Source organism: Zobellia roscoffensis (assembly GCF_015330165.1).
GTDB classification, from domain to species: Bacteria; Bacteroidota; Bacteroidia; order Flavobacteriales; family Flavobacteriaceae; genus Zobellia; species Zobellia roscoffensis.
Window position 1 is genome coordinate 1,640,680 of sequence record NZ_JADDXT010000002.1, and the last position, 18,248, is coordinate 1,658,927.

Annotated in this window: 12 protein-coding genes; 11 read left to right on the forward strand and 1 reads right to left on the reverse strand. The window is 36.3% G+C overall.

All coding sequences use genetic code 11. The features are described from left to right. The first annotated feature begins 69 nt into the window (after window positions 1-69). The 10 genes from IWC72_RS06960 (at window position 70) to IWC72_RS07005 (ending at window position 14,321) form a co-directional block, all read left to right on the forward strand. On the forward strand, window positions 70-2,391 hold the full coding sequence (locus IWC72_RS06960; RefSeq protein WP_194529284.1) for a TonB-dependent receptor: 2,322 nt from the start codon (window positions 70-72) through the stop codon (window positions 2,389-2,391). A 34-nt stretch (window positions 2,392-2,425) separates the two neighbouring features. Further along, window positions 2,426-3,478 (forward strand): M29 family metallopeptidase, encoded by a 1,053-nt coding sequence (locus IWC72_RS06965; protein ID WP_194529285.1) that lies wholly within the window; start codon window positions 2,426-2,428, stop codon window positions 3,476-3,478. After that, window positions 3,478-4,746, forward strand: coding sequence for a cytosine permease (locus IWC72_RS06970; protein WP_194529286.1), 1,269 nt, complete (start codon window positions 3,478-3,480; stop codon window positions 4,744-4,746). Before IWC72_RS06965 ends, IWC72_RS06970 begins: the two co-directional genes overlap by 1 nt. Next, a complete protein-coding gene (locus IWC72_RS06975) occupies window positions 4,746-6,191 on the forward strand; it encodes an aminoacyl-histidine dipeptidase (RefSeq protein WP_194529287.1) in 1,446 nt (481 codons plus the stop codon). Before IWC72_RS06970 ends, IWC72_RS06975 begins: the two co-directional genes overlap by 1 nt. A gap of 11 nt (window positions 6,192-6,202) precedes the next feature. After that, window positions 6,203-7,468, forward strand: a complete 1,266-nt coding sequence (locus IWC72_RS06980; protein ID WP_194529288.1) for a purine-cytosine permease family protein — start codon at window positions 6,203-6,205, stop codon at window positions 7,466-7,468. A gap of 519 nt (window positions 7,469-7,987) precedes the next feature. Continuing rightward, window positions 7,988-9,334 (forward strand): exopolysaccharide biosynthesis polyprenyl glycosylphosphotransferase, encoded by a 1,347-nt coding sequence (locus IWC72_RS06985; RefSeq protein ID WP_194529289.1) that lies wholly within the window; start codon window positions 7,988-7,990, stop codon window positions 9,332-9,334. Window positions 9,335-9,477: 143 nt separating this feature from the next. Then, a complete protein-coding gene (locus IWC72_RS06990; RefSeq protein WP_194525465.1) occupies window positions 9,478-9,810 on the forward strand; it encodes a hypothetical protein in 333 nt (110 codons plus the stop codon). A gap of 33 nt (window positions 9,811-9,843) precedes the next feature. After that, complete coding sequence (locus IWC72_RS06995) at window positions 9,844-12,249, forward strand: TonB-dependent receptor (protein ID WP_394370095.1); 2,406 nt, start codon at window positions 9,844-9,846, stop codon at window positions 12,247-12,249. A gap of 17 nt (window positions 12,250-12,266) precedes the next feature. After that, window positions 12,267-12,827 (forward strand): type 1 periplasmic binding fold superfamily protein, encoded by a 561-nt coding sequence (locus IWC72_RS07000; RefSeq protein ID WP_194529290.1) that lies wholly within the window; start codon window positions 12,267-12,269, stop codon window positions 12,825-12,827. A gap of 291 nt (window positions 12,828-13,118) precedes the next feature. Continuing rightward, window positions 13,119-14,321: a sensor histidine kinase gene (locus IWC72_RS07005; protein ID WP_194529291.1), complete on the forward strand. Its 1,203-nt coding sequence runs from the start codon at window positions 13,119-13,121 to the stop codon at window positions 14,319-14,321. An 84-nt stretch (window positions 14,322-14,405) separates the two neighbouring features. Here the strand turns inward: IWC72_RS07005 and IWC72_RS07010 are convergent, their stop codons facing one another. Next, window positions 14,406-14,594, reverse strand: a complete 189-nt coding sequence (locus IWC72_RS07010; RefSeq protein ID WP_194529292.1) for a hypothetical protein — start codon at window positions 14,592-14,594, stop codon at window positions 14,406-14,408. A gap of 575 nt (window positions 14,595-15,169) precedes the next feature. Here IWC72_RS07010 and IWC72_RS07015 point away from each other — a divergent pair. Further along, a complete protein-coding gene (locus IWC72_RS07015) occupies window positions 15,170-18,238 on the forward strand; it encodes a SusC/RagA family TonB-linked outer membrane protein (protein ID WP_194529293.1) in 3,069 nt (1,022 codons plus the stop codon). The last annotated feature ends 10 nt before the right edge of the window (window positions 18,239-18,248 follow it).

Sequence of the window (18,248 nt, forward strand, 5' to 3'; positions counted from 1 at the left end):
ATAATTGATAAGAATATGTGCGAACTACTTTTATCAAACTAATTCAAAGCATATATAAGCCAGTCACTTATGAAAAAACTACTATTTATTTTAATGTTGATGCCAATCGTAATTTTGGCACAAGAAAAGACGGTAAGCGGCACCGTAAATTTTAACGGAGAGCCTTTGCCGGGGGTAAACATTGTTGAAAAAGGAACAACTAACGGGGTAACAACAGATTTCAATGGAAACTATGAGATTACCACCACTACCAATGCAGTATTGGAGATTTCGTATATCGGCTTCAAAAAACAAGAAGTAACGATAGGAGAGAACGCTACCATAAATATTGTTATGGAAGAAGATGCACAACAATTAGACAATGTTGTGGTGCAGGGCTTTGCTGGTGTAATGGGTAAATCTAGAAAGCGTACAGCTTCAATTCAGACAACTCCAGAATCCGTTACAGCCTTTAATTCTGACGGGATTGAAAAAGCGGGTATAAATAATGTAGCCAACTTTGCCAATTTAGTGCCTAACCTTAAGTTGAGCGAAAGTCAGGCTATCGGGGTAAATTCTTTAGTAATTAGAGGGATACCTCAAATTCGAAATTCTGATGCTCCTGTTGCATTTGTAATAGATGGGGTTACAATAGCAGATCCTAGTCTGTTAAATCAAGAATTGTTTGATTTGGCTTTGATAGAAGTTGTAAAAGGACCACAAGGTGCTCTTTATGGAAAGAACGCTATTGGAGGTGCCATTAATATTTACTCTAAGGAACCTACCAATACCATGCAGAATAAAGTAACCTTAGGTTATGGTAACGGTAATGCAATAACTGGAGGTTTGGTATCATCGGGAGCCGTTAAAAAGGATAAGATTTTTTACCGCCTTTCTACACAGTACAAAAATTTTGACGGCCTGTTGACTAACGAGTTTTTAGATAAAAAAGTAGATTTCAGAAAAGAGTTTACCCTTAGAGGGCAAATGATGTTTAAACTTTCATCACAATTTAAAGCAAGTGTTACGGCTCAATATATTGATTCTAAAGGTGGAGCTACATATTATTCTACAAACCCTAGTTCTGCAGACAATGATTTCTTTGCTGTTGGTTTAGATTATTTGAACCCAAATCCAGAAAAAGGGGATAACGTTATTTCGCAAGATACTTTTGGAGATTCTGAAATGCAGAATTTCTATACCAATCTTAATTTGGAATACAGTTTAGAAAATGTAAAACTACAAAGTATTACATCTTATAATAACGTGAAAAGAAAAACAGTGGGCGACCTAGATTTTATGCAAGAATTTTTTCTTGACCAGGGCGAAACCAATGATACCAAATCTTTTAACCAAGAGCTACGGTTAACAAATAGAGGAACAGACACAAAATTTGACTGGAGCTTAGGAGGTTTTTATCAAAATATAGAGCGTCCATTTTTTCAAAGTGATTATTTTTTAAGCGATGAATGGGCCGTTACAGATTATGTTGCCACTTTTAAGACGTTGGCAGTTTTTGGTTTCTTTGATTATAAGTTAACAGATAAATTAACTGCTTCGGCAGGGCTACGTTTTGATAGCGATAGATTTGATTTGGATGATTTGTTAAACGGCCAAACCAATGAGAAAAAAGAGAATGTACTTCAACCTAAAGTCTCCCTGTCTTATCAATCTACAGAAAACGTATTGCTTTATGCAAATTATGGGCGTGGATATCGTGCCGGAGGGTTTAACCCAAAAGTAACCCCACTATTCAATAGGGATTTTAAAGGAGAATTTTCCGATAATTATGAAGTTGGTTTTAAAACGTCTTCATGGAACAATCGTTTTATCTTGAATGGCTCAGTATTCTTTTCTGACTTTACCAACAGACAACAGTTTGCTATTACTGGTGATGATTTTACACCCGGTAATTTTAATTATGATAAGAGTACTATTGTTGGATTTGAATTTGACACCAAAACCAGAGTGTCTAAATATTTAGATATTTTGTTCAATTACGGATTCGTGAAATCTAAAATAACTGAAGGCGGATTTACTGGAGGCGAAAGCGGAACTGAAAGAGACCTGAATCAATTTAATGATAAGAACACCTCCTTGGTGCCTCAAAACAACTTCAATTTAGGCTTGGCGTCAAACATTCCGTTCAATGAGAAAACTACGCTAGATCTTAGCGTGAACTACAACGGAACCGGAAAAATATATTGGGAAGATTCCAATTCGGCAGATTACACATCAGATGCCTATCAACTGTTGGATGCGCAAGCAACATTATCAATCAACAAGATTAAGTTGTCTTTATGGGCACGTAATATTTTAGATAAAAAGTATTATTTAGAATATTCTGAATCTGGATTTGGTTGGTTAGGAACACCTGCTACAGTTGGAACTACATTTACTTTTAGCTTTTAAAAAGAGATTGATAGGTAATAAACAAAACAAAACTATGAATAACACATATAATTCAGAAACAGCAAAACTCTCTCAAATAATGATAGTGGAGATGTTTAAAGTGCAACCCGGTGAGACCGTTGCTATAACGGGAGATAATGGTTCAAATAGAGATTTAGCTGATGCTTTGGCGGCGGAGACGAAAGCTGCAGGAGGTAAATCATTAATTTTATGGACCCCAAAAGCAGAACAAGACGGAGAAGCCGGTATGAAAGATTGGCCATCAGAAGTCTTAACAGCTGCTTTGAGTCATGTTGATGTTTGGATTGAATTAAATTCTAAAGTCTTTCTCTATTCAACCATTTGGGAAAAAGCATTTGAGAACAACAAGAAATTGAGATATTTAATTATTGGCGAAAGTTCTATTCCTTCTTTAATACGTACGTTTGTAGGTTTTGAGATTGATATTTTAGAAGAGTTTTTGAATAAAATTAAAGTAATGACTATGAAAGCAAAAGTCATTACCATAACCAGTGCCAATGGCACAAAACTTACTTATGAAACGGATTCTGATTATTCGTTCGATATTGATAGTGGGGATTATTCGAAACCCATATTTGGTACTGCGCCGGGTTATGTCAACGTTGTTCCAAAAACAGATAGCATGAATGGCAATATTGTTTTTGATATGATACAGCATGCAGATGTGTATAACACAGACAATCATTTAGAATTTATAATGAAAGACGGAAGGATTGCTGATGTAAAAGGTGGGTCTGAAGCTGAAAAATACAAGACCTATTTAGCTTCTTTCGATGATCCAAATATGTATAAGATTTCTCATAATATGTTTGGCTTTGGTCCAAATATTAGAAAATTATGTGGAGAAATTGTAGAAGATGAACGTATTTGGGGGGGCGTAGATTTTGGTTTCGGTCATACGAGTCCAATGGATATGCCACCTCTTGGCCAGCCGGCTAAATCTCATTTTGATGGTGTTGTCGGAAAAGTAAGTATCTTTTTAGACGCTATTCAAATCGTGGATGACGGTGTCGTTTGCCATCCTGAATTAAAGCCATTAGCAGAAAAATTACTAAACAACTCGTAATGTCAAATGCAGCAGAAGTAGGTGTTGATGATTATTCAAAAACAAAAGTACCTCAAGATAAAACTGTCCATGGTATTCATATAGCTTCTATAATTGTGGGTATAGGTGTAACCTTACCCACTTTTTTTTTAGGGGCAGAAGTAGCACAATCCATCGGGCTCTCAAATGCCTTTTGGGTTTTTCTAGGGGTAAACATTGTCTTAAGTGTGCTTTGTGGCATTACGGCTATTATAGGCAATAGAACAAGATTGTCAACCTATATGCTTTTGCATTTTTCCTTCGGAAAAAAAGGAACCTTGCTCATAAATTTTTTAATAGGAATAACTCTTTTAGGATGGTATGCAGTAACGGTTGAAATATTTGGGGAAGCACTTACCGATGCTTTTAAACACCTTTTGGATATTGATGTACCATTATATGTCAGTATTATTTCAGGAAGTATTTTAATGACACTAACTTCTATTTATGGCTTTACGGTTGTAGAACGTTTTTCAGCAATTGCAGTACCTTTAATGATTGTTTTTCTGGTGTATGTACTTTACGTATGTACAAATGAGAATAGTATTGAGAGTCTGTTGGCTATTGAGGGTAATGGAAGCATGTCCGTTATTCAGGCCATTTCTGCGATTGTAGGTATGACCATTTTAACACCGGTTTTGATGCCTGATTTTACTCGCTTTGCCCGTACTGATAAAGATAGTTTAATATCTGTTTTGGCATTAGCATTTGGTTTTCCTTTGATTTTGTTGGCAGGGGCAATTCCTAGTTTGGCAACCGGTGAGATTGATATTATGAAGATAATGATAGGACTAAGTTTAACGGTACCTGCATTTGTTATTTTAATTTTTTCTACATGGACCACAAACACCTCTAATCTATATTCCACTCAACTTACCCTATCTACTGTTTTTAAGAAGCAGAAGTATGCTGTTTTAGGACTTATTGGTAGTTGCGTTGCAACTTTAGTAGCTGTAATTGGTATTGCTACTCATTTTATATCCCTATTAAACGTATTAAGTATTTTAATCCCTCCTATTTCTGCAATTTTTATAGCTGATTTTTTCTTCATTAGAAATCAAGATTATAATCTAAAAGATTTTAATAAATTACCAGCATTTGGTATACCGGCAATTATTAGTTGGTTGGTGGCCTGCGTAGTAGCTTTTTTAGGCTCTTACGATCATATTACACTAACAGCTATTTCTTTTTTTGATTCCTTTTTAGTGGCCTTCATCTTATATCTTATCTTAAAAAAAACCTGGAAATAATGCAAATAACCAAATTAGAACCAGATGCTATTTGGCATCATTTTGAAGCCATTAATACTATACCACGAGCTTCTACAAAAGAACAAGAGATTATTGAGTTTATGGTTGCCTTTGGGAAGTCGTTAAGCTTAGAAACTTCTGTTGATGCAATTGGGAACGTTATCATCAAGAAACCGGCCACTAAACGAAAGCTAGATGCTAGAACCGTTGTTTTACAGGGGCATTTAGATATGGTACATCAAAAGGAGGCGACCTCAAATTTTGATTTTGCAACCCAAGGCATAGAAATGTTCGTTGATGGAGATTGGGTAAAGGCAAAAGAAACCACATTAGGAGCGGATAACGGAATTGGTGTTGCGGCGATTATGGCGGTTTTGTCCTCTAATGATTTGGAGCACCCTCCTATTGAGGCTTTGTTTACCATAGATGAAGAAATGGGTATGACCGGTGCCATGGCATTGACTAATGACCAGTTAAAGGGAAGTATTCTATTGAATTTGGATTCTGAAGAAGATGATATGATTACCATTGGATGTGCCGGTGGCGTTGATGTGACGATAGATGGTTCATACAAGACAGAACTTTTAAATGCAAAGAAGTATAGCTTATTTGAAATTAAGCTCAGTGGATTAACAGGGGGCCACTCTGGTGTAGAGATACATTTGAACCAAGCAAATGCTATAATTGTATTAGCCGAGTGTTTAGATGATTTGATATCTAAAACAGGTTGTAGATTACATAGCGTGAATGTGGGTACATTAACCAATGTAATACCTAGAAATGGTTGGGCAATAGTGGCAGTTGCAAAGGATAAAAGCGATTTGTTTTCACAAGCGTTTATAGCTATCGCCGAGAAGCTTAAGAAAAAATATCATGCTACGGATGCAGATCTAAAGCTAGCATTTTTAAAAACAGAAACCACCACAGCGGTTTTAGATGTACAAACACAGAATCAATTAGTGAAAGCTATTTTGCTCACCCCAAACGGGGTGTATTCAATGACCGAAGGTATTGCGGACTTGGTGCAGACTTCTAATAACATTGCTATACTCCATATTGGCGAAGGTCGTTTTCACGCGGCATGTCACACCCGTAGTTCTGTAGATAGTGAACGGGATGAATTGGCGGGAAAAATAAAAGATTGTTTTTCATTTGCAGAGGTCATAGAAGTTGGCCCTTACCCTGGTTGGGAACCTAGACCCAATAGTGAACTTTTAAGTCTTACTAAGAAGTGTTATGAAAAGTTGAATGGTGAGACGCCAATTGTTAAATCAATACATGCCGGTCTGGAATGTGGCATTTTATCAGGGACCTTTCCTGCTATGCAGATGGTTTCTTTTGGTCCTAATATTTTAGGAGCTCATTCACCTGAAGAACGGTTACAGATAAGTTCCACTCAAAAATTCTGGAAACTCTTGGTCAAATTACTTAAAGAATTGGAATAACCCCATAAACGATGGCCGAGAATAATCAATATACAAACACTAAAGTACAATCTAAAGATTTTACTTCTGGTTGGCTTATTGCATTGCTTATTGCCGGCACAGGGTTAACGCTCCCTATTCTTTATTTGGGGTCTGAAGTTGCGTTGGGTATTGGGCTTAAAGGTGCTTTATGGGCTTTTGGTATAAGTACAGCCGTATTAACGATAATGTGTCTGGCTACCACTAGAATTGGTAATCGTTCTCGTCTTTCTACCTATATGATACTTCATTTTAGCTTCGGTAGGCAAGGGGCCAAGATTATGAACACCATTTTTGGTATCACTCTTTTGGGCTGGTTTTCCGTAGCCTTGGAGTTATTGGCTATAGCGGTCGCAGACACTGCATTCGCTACGTTTTCTGTAGTATTGCCACAGTGGATTATAATCTTGGTAATGGGGATGTTAATCACCGCAACCACTTTTCGCGGTATACGAAGTTTGGAACGATTGGCAAATATGGCTGTACCTGTTCTTACATTGTTTTTAATTTATGTTATTTATGTTTCGTTCGATCAAGGCATGTCTTTTCAGGAGGTGTTAGATTTTGTACCGGAAAATCCTACCATGACTTTGTTCGAAGCTACGTCAATACTGGTTGGTTCCTCTATTCTTTTCCCTGTATTAATGGCAGATTTTTCTAGGTTTATATACAATGACAGGCAAAGTATGATTGCCGTGCTGGGCATTACTATTGGTTTTCCTGTGGCATTAATTTTAAGTGCCATTCCATCTATACAAACGGGACAAGTGGATATTATAAAGGTAATGCAGGAATTTGACCTTGTATTACCTGCATTTGTGTTATTGTTGGTTTCTACATGGGTGGGCAACGCATGTAATCTCTATTCTACGGCACTCACTTTCTCTACGGTAAAAACAGGTTGGTCTTTTCAGAAAACGACCTTGTTATCAAGTGTTTTTGGTATTCTTTTTGCGCTGCTCGGTTTTTCAAATTATCTGTTCGATTTTCTTAGTTTTCTGGGTGTTTTGGCGCCTTCTATTTCTGCTATTTATATCATCCATTTTTATTGGGTAAAAAGACAACATTATGTGTTGAGCGAAATTGCAGAATGGGAGCCAAAGGCATTGATCAGTTGGGTTATTAGCTCGGGAGTAACCGTATTTACCTATTTAGAAATTTTTCAACTGACCCATGCTTATTTTATTGATTCGTTTCTGCTGGGAGGATTGATTTATACCCTTTTGCAGTGGAAGGAATTAAGGAAGAATAAAATTTAAGCGGCTAAAAGCATGGAAAACTAATGAACGGGATTCGGTTTTCAATGAATTAGGGCGTTCCTGTAAATTTGTTAATGAAATGTTAATTTGGATATTCATGATTTCAACACCCTTTTAATATTTCATTTTTAATTACGGTTTTCATTATTTATTTATTCTCCGTTATTGGTTGTTTATTTTGAATTATTCTTACCATAGGAGCTCTATTGGTGAAAATAACTCCGGTATTTTCTTTTAGCTCAAGAAAAGATGCATTTACTTTAGAAATAATAAGTATACCTACTTCTGTTATGGATTAAATGATGAGTTGAAATAAAAAAGTCAATTCTATAATTTATTCTATTCCCCAATTATTTCTTACTAGAACTTTTTACATATTGATTTTTTGCAATAGTCTATTCATGTGCAAAACAATATTGGCGCTGTAGTTTCGGTCAATTTGGAGTTACATGTATGGGTAATAGTATTTATAGGGAATAGTGCAAACTATTTGTTTTTCAACTAGAAAAATTCATGCTTATGAAAAAGTCTTTGTTAGTTATTCCTATATCGGTCCTTGTTCATCTTTGTATAATTAATACAGCTCTTTACCTGTTAACACCAGTAACATATATGACAGGGAGTAACGTATTATATTATAATTTGGTATGGCTCATCATCACATTTAGTTTAAACTATTACCCTACGGAAAGAAGGGAACGTTTTGAAACCAATCTTGGAAAATACTTTAAGTTGTTGGGTCTTTTTGGGCTTTCTTATTTTGCTCTCTACGGTTTTAAAGATAATGGGGTTTATAGTTTTGAATATAGGGCATCGGTCTACCTTGTTATTTGTTTTTTCTGTACTGTTTATCGTTCATTATTTTACTGGCTAAGGAGAAAATACAGGCTTTATGGGGGAAATTTTAGAAATGTGGTAGTTGTAGGGAGAGATAAAAACCTTAAAAAAATTAGAAAAGTTTTTGATCAACCGGAACTCGGTTATCGCTATAAGGGTTTCTTTGACGATAAGCCTTCTGTAAGCCCAACCTATTTGGGTAAAATGAACGATTGTTTTAAATACATTCTTGAGAATGATGTTGATTATATCTACTGCATCGCTTCTAAATTATCAAAAAAAGAACTGGAGTATTTGGTGACTTTTGCCGATAATAACTTGAAGAAACTAAAAATAATTCCGGATAATAAAGAAATTTTTACCCGCTCCATGTTCATTGAACTGTATGATACGATTCCCGTTCTTGCCATGAGAAAATCGCCTCTTGAGGTAGAATATGCGCCTATAGTTAAACGTACTTTTGATATTCTGTTTTCATCCTTGGTCATTCTTACGGTGTTGTCATGGTTGACTCCATTGTTGTTCATTTTAATGAAATTTGAATCAAAAGGCCCCTTGTTTTTCAAGCAAAAAAGGCATGGCGTAAATAGAAAAGCTTTTTGGTGTTATAAGTTTAGATCTATGGCTAAGAATGCGGCCGCAGATACCGTTATGGCCACTAAGAACGATATGCGTGTTACCCGAATAGGTAGAATTTTACGAAAAACTAGTATTGATGAACTGCCACAATTTATAAATGTCTTTCTTGGTGATATGAGTGTTGTAGGACCTAGACCTCATATGGAGTCACATACAGAAATGTATGAAACCTCAATTGATAAATATTTGGTTCGGCATTTTGTGAAACCAGGCATAACCGGTTTGGCTCAAATAAAAGGGTATAGAGGAGAAATTATTAAAAAAGCAGATATCGTTAATCGCATTCGGTTTGATATATTTTATACGGAAAGTTGGTCTCTAGGTCTAGATTTAAGCATTATATATCTAACTGTGGTGAATGCTGTTCGTGGAGAGGAAAAGGCCTATTAGGTGATGATGTAATAAACTCATAGTATAGTAAATGGGGCTATTGGTGTTAGTTGTTTGGCATTAATTTTCACTATGAAAATAGTTTTATACCTTTGGGCCTCAATTAAGAATGACTCTTATATCTAAAGAGCCGTACGATTTCAATGAGGAGAGAAATACAGATAGGACGGAGCATTGTCATATTCTTACTAGCAGGGGCGCTACTATTTCCTATGTTGGTGAAGTTTTCTCATGTTTTTAAGGCACATGAACACGAGGTTTGTCACGAACAAACTACCCACATTCATGCAGATGTTGCCGATTGTCAAATTTGTCATTTTCAATTGGCCTCATTTGACTATAAAGTACCTGATTATGTGGATTTTTTCGTTGCATCTGTTCCGCAACGGTTAGAAAGTTCATTTTCTTCCTTACTATTTCACTCATTTAAAATAACCAATACCCAATTAAGAGCACCCCCATATTTTCTTAGTTAAACAAACGCGGATTCCGTTTTATTTAATTTAAGAATGTATATGCTTTTATATGCTATATCTATGCTGCTATTTGGCAGTATATCTCCTATTTCCCAAGATTGTGACAACACCCTTTCCGGAACAGTAATCGATTTGCACGATAGTTCTGTATTATCTGGTGCTTTGTTAATTGTAGCCGGAACCGAACAGGCCGTACAGACAGATGTTGATGGTAACTATACTATTACTGGGCTTTGTGATGGCACCTATTCCATACAGGTTTCGCATCCTTACTGTCTAACTCAAGGGTATACCGTAAAGGTGTCCGGTAACACCAGTAAGATTTTTCGGTTGGAACATCATTTAGAAGAACTTAATGAGGTAACTATTAAAGGAGAAACTTATCAGCGTGAAGCTAAGACCATTTTTAAGAATAAAATATCAACAGAAAAATTAGAAGATTTCAGTAACGGTTCTTTGGGTGATGCCCTAAATAGTCTTAGCGGGGTTTCTTCCTTGAATACGGGAAATGCTGTGGTTAAACCTATGATTCACGGTTTACATAGTAGTCGTGTAGTTATTGTTAATAATGGGGTTAGAATGGAAGATCAAGAATGGGGAGCGGAACACGCACCAAATATTGATGTAAATTCTATTGGGAACTTAACTTTGATAAAAGGTGCGGGAGCACTACAGTATGGTGGTGATGCGGTTGGTGGAGTTATTGTTGCCGATGCCTTAAAAGTACCCGTAAAGGACAGCTTGTATGGTAAAACATTATGGAATTTAGCTTCTAATGGAAGAGGTTCTTCTGTGACATCACAATTAACCAAAAGCTTTCAAAATGGATGGTATGCCACCGCTCAAGGAACGGTAAAACGTTACGGAGATTTTGAGACTCCGGATTATGTGTTGAGCAATACCGGTATTTTTGAACGTAGTGCGTCTTTGCATTTTGGTTTAAACCGTTTTAAATATGGATTAGAAGGGTATTATTCCTTCTTTAAAAACGAAATAGGAATACTCCGTGCCTCTCATTTAGGAGGTGCTTCAGACCAATTAGCGGCAATCAATAGCGATAGGCCTTTAGTAATCGAAGATTTTACTTATAACATTGCAGAACCCAGACAAGATGTTACGCATCATTTGGCTCGTCTTAAAATGTTCTCACGTTTTGACGGTCTTGGAAAACTAAGCCTACAGTATGATTTTCAACGAAATAATAGGTTGGAATACGATATACGTGTAGGGGATGATGCAGATAAGGCTTCTATAGATTTGGAACTGGATACACATACCGTTTTACTTGATTTAGATAGTGACCTTACGGATGAAATCAATTTAAAGACGGGTTTAATGGCAAGGTATCAAACCAATTTTGCTGATCCAACTACTGGTATACGAAGGTTGATACCAGACTATGACAAATATGATTTGGGCGGATATGCCGTTGCGGATTATGACATGAGCGAAAGGTTATTGTTGGAAGTCGGAGCGCGTTTTGATTACACATATATGGACGCATTTAAATTTTATAGGACTTCAACTTGGGAAAGTCGTAATTATGATGAACTCTACTCAGATATCATTGTAGAGGAAACGGGCAATCAGATTTTGACCAACCCACAATTAAGTTTTTACAATGCATCTGCAACCGCGGGGGCAACGTATTCATTTGATGATGAATACAAGCTTTTCTTTAATTATTCATTGGCTTCACGGGCACCCAACCCTTCGGAATTGTTTAGTGAGGGCCTGCACCACTCGGCTTCGCGAATTGAGATGGGAGATCTGGGTTTTAAATCAGAGGTGGCTCATAAGGTGGCCATGACATTTGAGCGTAAGAATCAAATTTTCAGTTTTTCTATCAGTCCATTCATTAATAGCATCAATGATTTTATTGTTATTGAGCCTACATCTATAGAACAGACTATACGAGGTAACTTTCAAGTTTGGGAATACCGCCAGACCGATGCACTTTTATTAGGGTTTGATCTAGATGCCTCCTACGCGTTTACTGAAAACTTGCGTTTGGATCATCAGTTTTCTTTTGTTAAAGGCTATGATCGGAGTAGGGAAGAACCTTTAATAAGTATGCCGCCCGTCAACACAAAAAATAGTGTGGTATATCAAAACCCTAAAGTAAATAACCTTCAATTGGCATTGCAGAGTGAATTTGTATTTCGCCAGAATGAATTTCCAAACAACAATTTTGAAGTATACATACCGCAAACGGAAACAAATGAAATTGTTGATGTCAGTACCTCGCCAGATGCGTATCACCTTTTAAATTTTAATTCCAGTTTGGATTTCAATATTTCCCCAAAATCGCAATTAACAGTAGGGTTTAAAGTCACCAACCTACTGGATAATTCATATCGAAATTACCTGAATCGTTTGCGCTTCTATGCAGATGAGTTAGGTAGAAATTATTTATTAAACCTTAAATTCAATTACTAATTTTTAAACCTAAAAAAATGAAAAAGATTAAATTATTAAGCGCAATGTTGTTAGCAGGATCCTTATTTATTTCTTGTTCAGATGATGATGACAGTACGCCAGCAATAGTAAATGAAGAAGAGCTTATTACTACGGTTAAGGTAACACTTTCTCCAGAAGGTGATGGGGCCGATATCACACTGCAATTACAGGATTTAGACGGTGATGGTTCAGATAAACCGGTGTATACGGTATCAGGAAGCCTAGCGGCCAACACGGTGTACGATGGTAGTATAGTTCTTTTGAACGAAACGGAAAGTCCAGCAGAGAATATTACGCTAGAGGTTGAAGAAGAAGGTGATGAGCACCAGTTTTTCTATACTGTAGGAACAGGTCTTGATCTTACCACGGAGTATGCTGATTTAGATGAGGACGGTAATCCACTAGGAATTGAATTTACCGTTACTACAGGAGAAGCTAGTACAGGTACGCTTACATTTACTTTACGTCACGAACCTAAAAAACCAAATGACGATACTTTGAACGATGCCGGTGGAGAAACTGACGTTGAAGCCAGTTTTGATATTGAAATAGAATAGGTATAATTTATCAACATGTTTTTATAAAAAACCTCGGTGATCGTATGTATAGATTGCCGAGGTTTTATTTATATATGAGTTCATCTAAGCTTTTCCTTGCATTTTAAAGTGAATAGTTGGTAATTTTTATTACGACTTGCTAGTTGATTTCAATTGAATTATAATTGTGAATGGGTCAAGCAATAACATAGTCTACAAATGCGTTTTAAATTATTATAAGTAAGTTTAATTTTATTTATAATGAAAGTATCCCCCTACATTTAATTTGTAATACTCAATACGTAGGATCTTATGTTAAAACCTGAAATACCATTAAACGAATCCGATAGGCTTAAAGCACTTGAAAGCTTTGAAATCCTAAATACTTTGGAAGAAGAAGAGTATGATGCCATTACCCGTATTGCCGCAGACATATGTAATACGCCAATGGCACTTGTATCTCTAGTAGATGCGGATAGACAATGGTTTAAATCACATTATGGTATTGATGCTACCGAGACTCCTCGCGATTTGGCATTTTGTGCTCATGCTATAAATACTCCAGAAGAATTATTTATTGTTGAGGACTCCAGTAAGGATGAGCGTTTTGCAGATAATCCATTGGTTACAGGAGGACCACAGGTGCAATTTTATGCAGGTGCACCGTTGAACACAAAAGACGGGTTTTCCATAGGTACTTTATGTGTTATAGACACTTTGCCACGAACCAACTTTACCACTAAACAGCAGGCTTGTTTAAGGTCATTGGCCAATCAGGTTATGACTCAGTTAGAGCTTAGGCGTCAGAATAATCTACAGCAAATTATAAACAACGAACTCAACGTAAAAAATAATCAACTCAAGCATTTTACGTATCGCTTGGCGCATGATATGAAAACCCCGTTACAAGGTATTAGCTCTTTGGTGAGTTTTATTAAGATGGATTATCTGCATCTGTTAAAGGAGACTGAAGTTCCGGAATGGTTAGATACCATTGAAGATAGGGTTAGCTATATGGAAGCGTTAATTAATGGTATTACTAACTATACCAATATAATGAACAGTGAGGTTGAATTCTCTGAGTTTAATATTGAAGGGGAAATCCATAATATTGTGAAAAAGTTAAATGTTTCATCTGTTATAGAATTGAAACTAACCAATTGCGATAACGTAGTAAACCATTCCGTAAAAAGCTTTGATCAAATAATTTCTGAGTTGATTACCAATTCAATAAAATTTTCAAGACAACCAATTACTTCTATTGATGTTTCATTCTCCGAAACAGACGGTTTTTATTCATTTGAGTACCAAGATAATGGTCCGGGAATTCTTGAGCAGTTCTGGGAAAAGGTATTTATAATGTTCGAAACTTTGCGCAAGCTAAACCCTACAGATACCGGAATAGGTCTTGCCACTATAAAAGCTATTATAGAAAAACTTGGAGGAACAATAGAATTAAAAAATAGACCAGATCATTGTTCCGGAACGCATTTTAAATTTACGTTGGCCAAGTAAATAGTCCTAGAAAACAGAAAAGCTTTGGAGGTAACACTTTCAAAACTTTTTTCTTGTAAAGAATACCAAAGTTCAACCGGCGACCTATTGCCTGTTGGGCAAGAAAGTTACAATACTAAAAGGAAAGGTATATGCTTGTATTAAAGCAATAATAAGTTCGTTTTCAATACACTTCGGTATTACGATATCCCATGTGCCCAAAAACGATACAACAAAGGTTTTTAACCAATCTATTTGTAAGTTCAAATTACAGATCTCTGTCTGTCTTTTCATGATGAGCCGGACTTTTTAGCATAGAAATTCCGTGAATTTCAGCTCAACTTATCCTCAATTGCCAGTACAGATATCCTCAATTTAAATTCTAGAACATCATTTCTTGTATAAAAGTTGAACATACACCAACGTGTCAGAAAAGTATAAACTGGGTAAAAAGTGGGCTGTACATAAAAATTAATCAGCTGAACAAAACCTGAACAAATGGCCTAATCCAATATATGATCAAACTTATGGTCAAAACCCACCACCTTCCTTGAATCCCTATTATTTAAAGGGGAAAACCCTATAGGCGAATTTTTTTTCCAGTATTGAAATTCAAATCAATCTATAAAACTACTTACCTCAACAAAATACTTTCGAGAACCCATTTAACAAGCTCTTACTTCAGTTTAAAACAATCCAGACATAAAAAAGGAAGACTTATGTCCAGTTTTTATTGAGCCTGTTTTTTATCGCCCAAATTCATAATCTGATAAATTTACCCTTGAATTTTTTTCAATAATTAAATACTTAATCCATTTCAGTGACATATTACTACTGTCATTAAAATGCCAACTACCTAATTCATTATTATGAAAGGACACAAACCAAGATTTATGAAAATGAGCGCCTTCCTGCTCTACCTCGTGTTAGGAATAGGATGGGCGTACGCACAAGAAACCATTTCAGGTGTGGTAACAGACCAAGAAAAGACACCATTGCCAGGAGTCTCCATTGTTGTAGAAGGCACCAGCAAGGGTGCAGTAACCGATTTTGATGGTAAATACTCAATTACAGCCAAAACCGGTGAAACATTAGTATTCTCCTACCTAGGTTTTAAAAGTGAGAAACGTTCGGTTTCCGCCAACAACAAAACTATAAGCCTATCTATGGAAGAAGATTCTCAACTTCTAGAGGAGGTTGTTGTTGTGGGGTATGGAACACAAAAGAAAAAAGAAGTTACAGGGGCAGTTGCCAATGTGGCATCTGAAGAATTAGTAAAAGTTCCTGTATCGGATATAGGGGCGGCCATTCAAGGAAAGGTATCTGGGGTAAATATTCAAGCCGTTAGTGGGCGACCAGGAGAGGCCGCCAATGTACAAATACGTGGTTTGGTATCATTAAACGGGGGTGAACCACTCTATGTGGTAGATAATATTCCTCAAGAAGAAAACCCAAATATAGCACCAGAACAAATTGAATCTATTGACATTTTAAAAGATGGAGCTTCGGCTTCAATATATGGTGTTCGTGCTGCAGGTGGTGTAATTTTAATTACTACCAAAAGAGGTAAAAAAGGAAAAATGAAAATAGACCTGAATACCTTTACCGGTATCCAGAATATTACTTCTGGAACCCCTTTGTCAAATACTGCAGATTTTCTATACAATAGAGAAACAACGGCCGAGGTTGGAGGAGATGAACCACAGACATTTTTAATAGATCCAAACGCACTGGATTGGGATACGAATTTTGTTGATGAAGTTCAAAACGATAACGCCATAGTTCAGAATGTTTCTTTTAACTTATCCGGTGGATCAGAAAATTTAACTTACAATTTCAATACTACCTACTACAAACAAGAAGGGGTACTTATAAGTTCTGATTTTGATAGGTTAACAAATAGAATTACAGGGCAATTTAATAAAGGTAAATTCAAAGCTTTTGCTTCTGCTAGTTTTACAACAGAAAATCGCAAACAAGAACCATGGAATTTATTTGGGTATGCCATACAAAATGTGCCACATAGTGCACCATTTGACCAAATCAATAGAAATGATGATGACGAAGTTTTAATATCTGCTGCAAATGAAATTTTCTATGGTTTTCTTTCTCGTCAATTGGATAATATTGATGAAAGAGAAAACAAGAGTAATAGTATAGCTCTTAATTTGGAATATGAAATCTTGAATGGTCTGACCTATAAGTTAAACATGGGTCGTAGTGAAGGCCGGTATTTTAGAAAGTTTTTTCAACCGCAATATATTGCATTGGATAGAAATGGAAATTTAAGCCCTGCTGCCTCTAGGCTGAACGCAGAATTAGATTATAACTACTGGTTTACTATAAGAGAAACCATTGAGCATATTTTAAATTATAACACATCATTTGGGAAACATAATATAGATCTTACAGCTGTTGCTTCCTATGAAAAATACCGAAAAAGAACTCTAAACGTAGGAACGGTATTTGCCGAAGATGCATCAAATGATGTACAAGTATTAAATGCAGGCGCAGATCCTAAATCGCCAAATGAATTTAAAGAAGGCTATACCCTTGCTGGTAAATTAGGGAGATTACAATATAATTATGATGGCAAGTATTTAATTACAGCTAGTTTTAGAAATGACGGCTCTTCTAAGTTTTCTGAGGAGAGGAGATATGGTAATTTTTACGGTTTTTCTGCAGGGTGGAACGTAACCGATGAAAAATGGTTTAACGTTGATGCTATTAACAACTTAAAAATAAGAGGTAGCTGGGCTCAAACAGGCTTTAACGGCATACCAGATTATGCCTTTACTCCTGTAATTGAAGCAGGGGTCAATTACCCTTTTGGAGTAGAAGAAAATTTGGTTAATGGCCAAGTACAACGAAGGTATGCCAACCCTAATGTGGCATGGGAAACTACCATTTCTAGAAATATTGGTTTTGAGATGGGTCTTTTTAACAACAAGTTAAATATAACTGCCGATGTGTACCAGAACGATAAACAAGACATGTTAATTAACGAACAGACCTCACCATCAGCAGGTTTGTGGCAACCACGTGCTCAAAGCACCTACGGTAGCGTAGCGCTTAATGCTGGTAACATGGTGAACAAAGGGGTAGAACTTGCCGCAAATTACAAAGGGAAAATAGGTGAAAAATTAAACTTTGGTGTTTCTGGAACATGGACCCTAAATGATAATAAAATCACCAATTTAAATGGTAAGAGATTAGGGCAGTCCGGAGGAACTATTAATCGTGATAATACAACGTTCTTAGCTTTAAATGATCCTGCTGGTTCTTTTTATTTATTGCAAAACGAAGGTGTAATTAAAACGGAAGAACAATTAACAGAATACCAACAATTAGATTTAAGTGCTATTAGCTCGCCCCAACTAGGAGATTTACGTTTTAAAGATGCTAACGGGGATGGCGCCATTAATGATTCTGACCGTGTATTCTCCGGCTCTGGTATTCCGCAGTGGGAAGCAGGATTAAATCTTAATTTGGATTATAACAACTGGGATCTTTCAATACAAAGTTACTTTGCTTATGGAGCCGAAGTATATAACGGTAATAAAAACTTGGCCTATGTAGGAGGACGCCACCAGGATCAAGTTTTCCAATGGACGCCTCAAAATCCCACATCGGATATTCCAACTTTTAGACAAAATGAAGGACATTCCAATGTTAGAGGATTTTCAGATTGGTTCTTAGAAGACGGTACCTACCTGCGAATACGAAATATATCTATAGGATATACTATACCCAACACAAAAGATTACGGAATAGACAGAGTAAGGTTATACTTAAATTCTGTTAACCCTTTAACCTTTACCAATTATACAGGATATGACCCAGAAGTAGGTGGTGACAGCTTGTTTAATAGAGGAGTAGATAATGGCAACTATCCTATTGCACGCCAATTTATGATGGGAGTTCAATTAAGTTTCTAAAAAAAAAGCT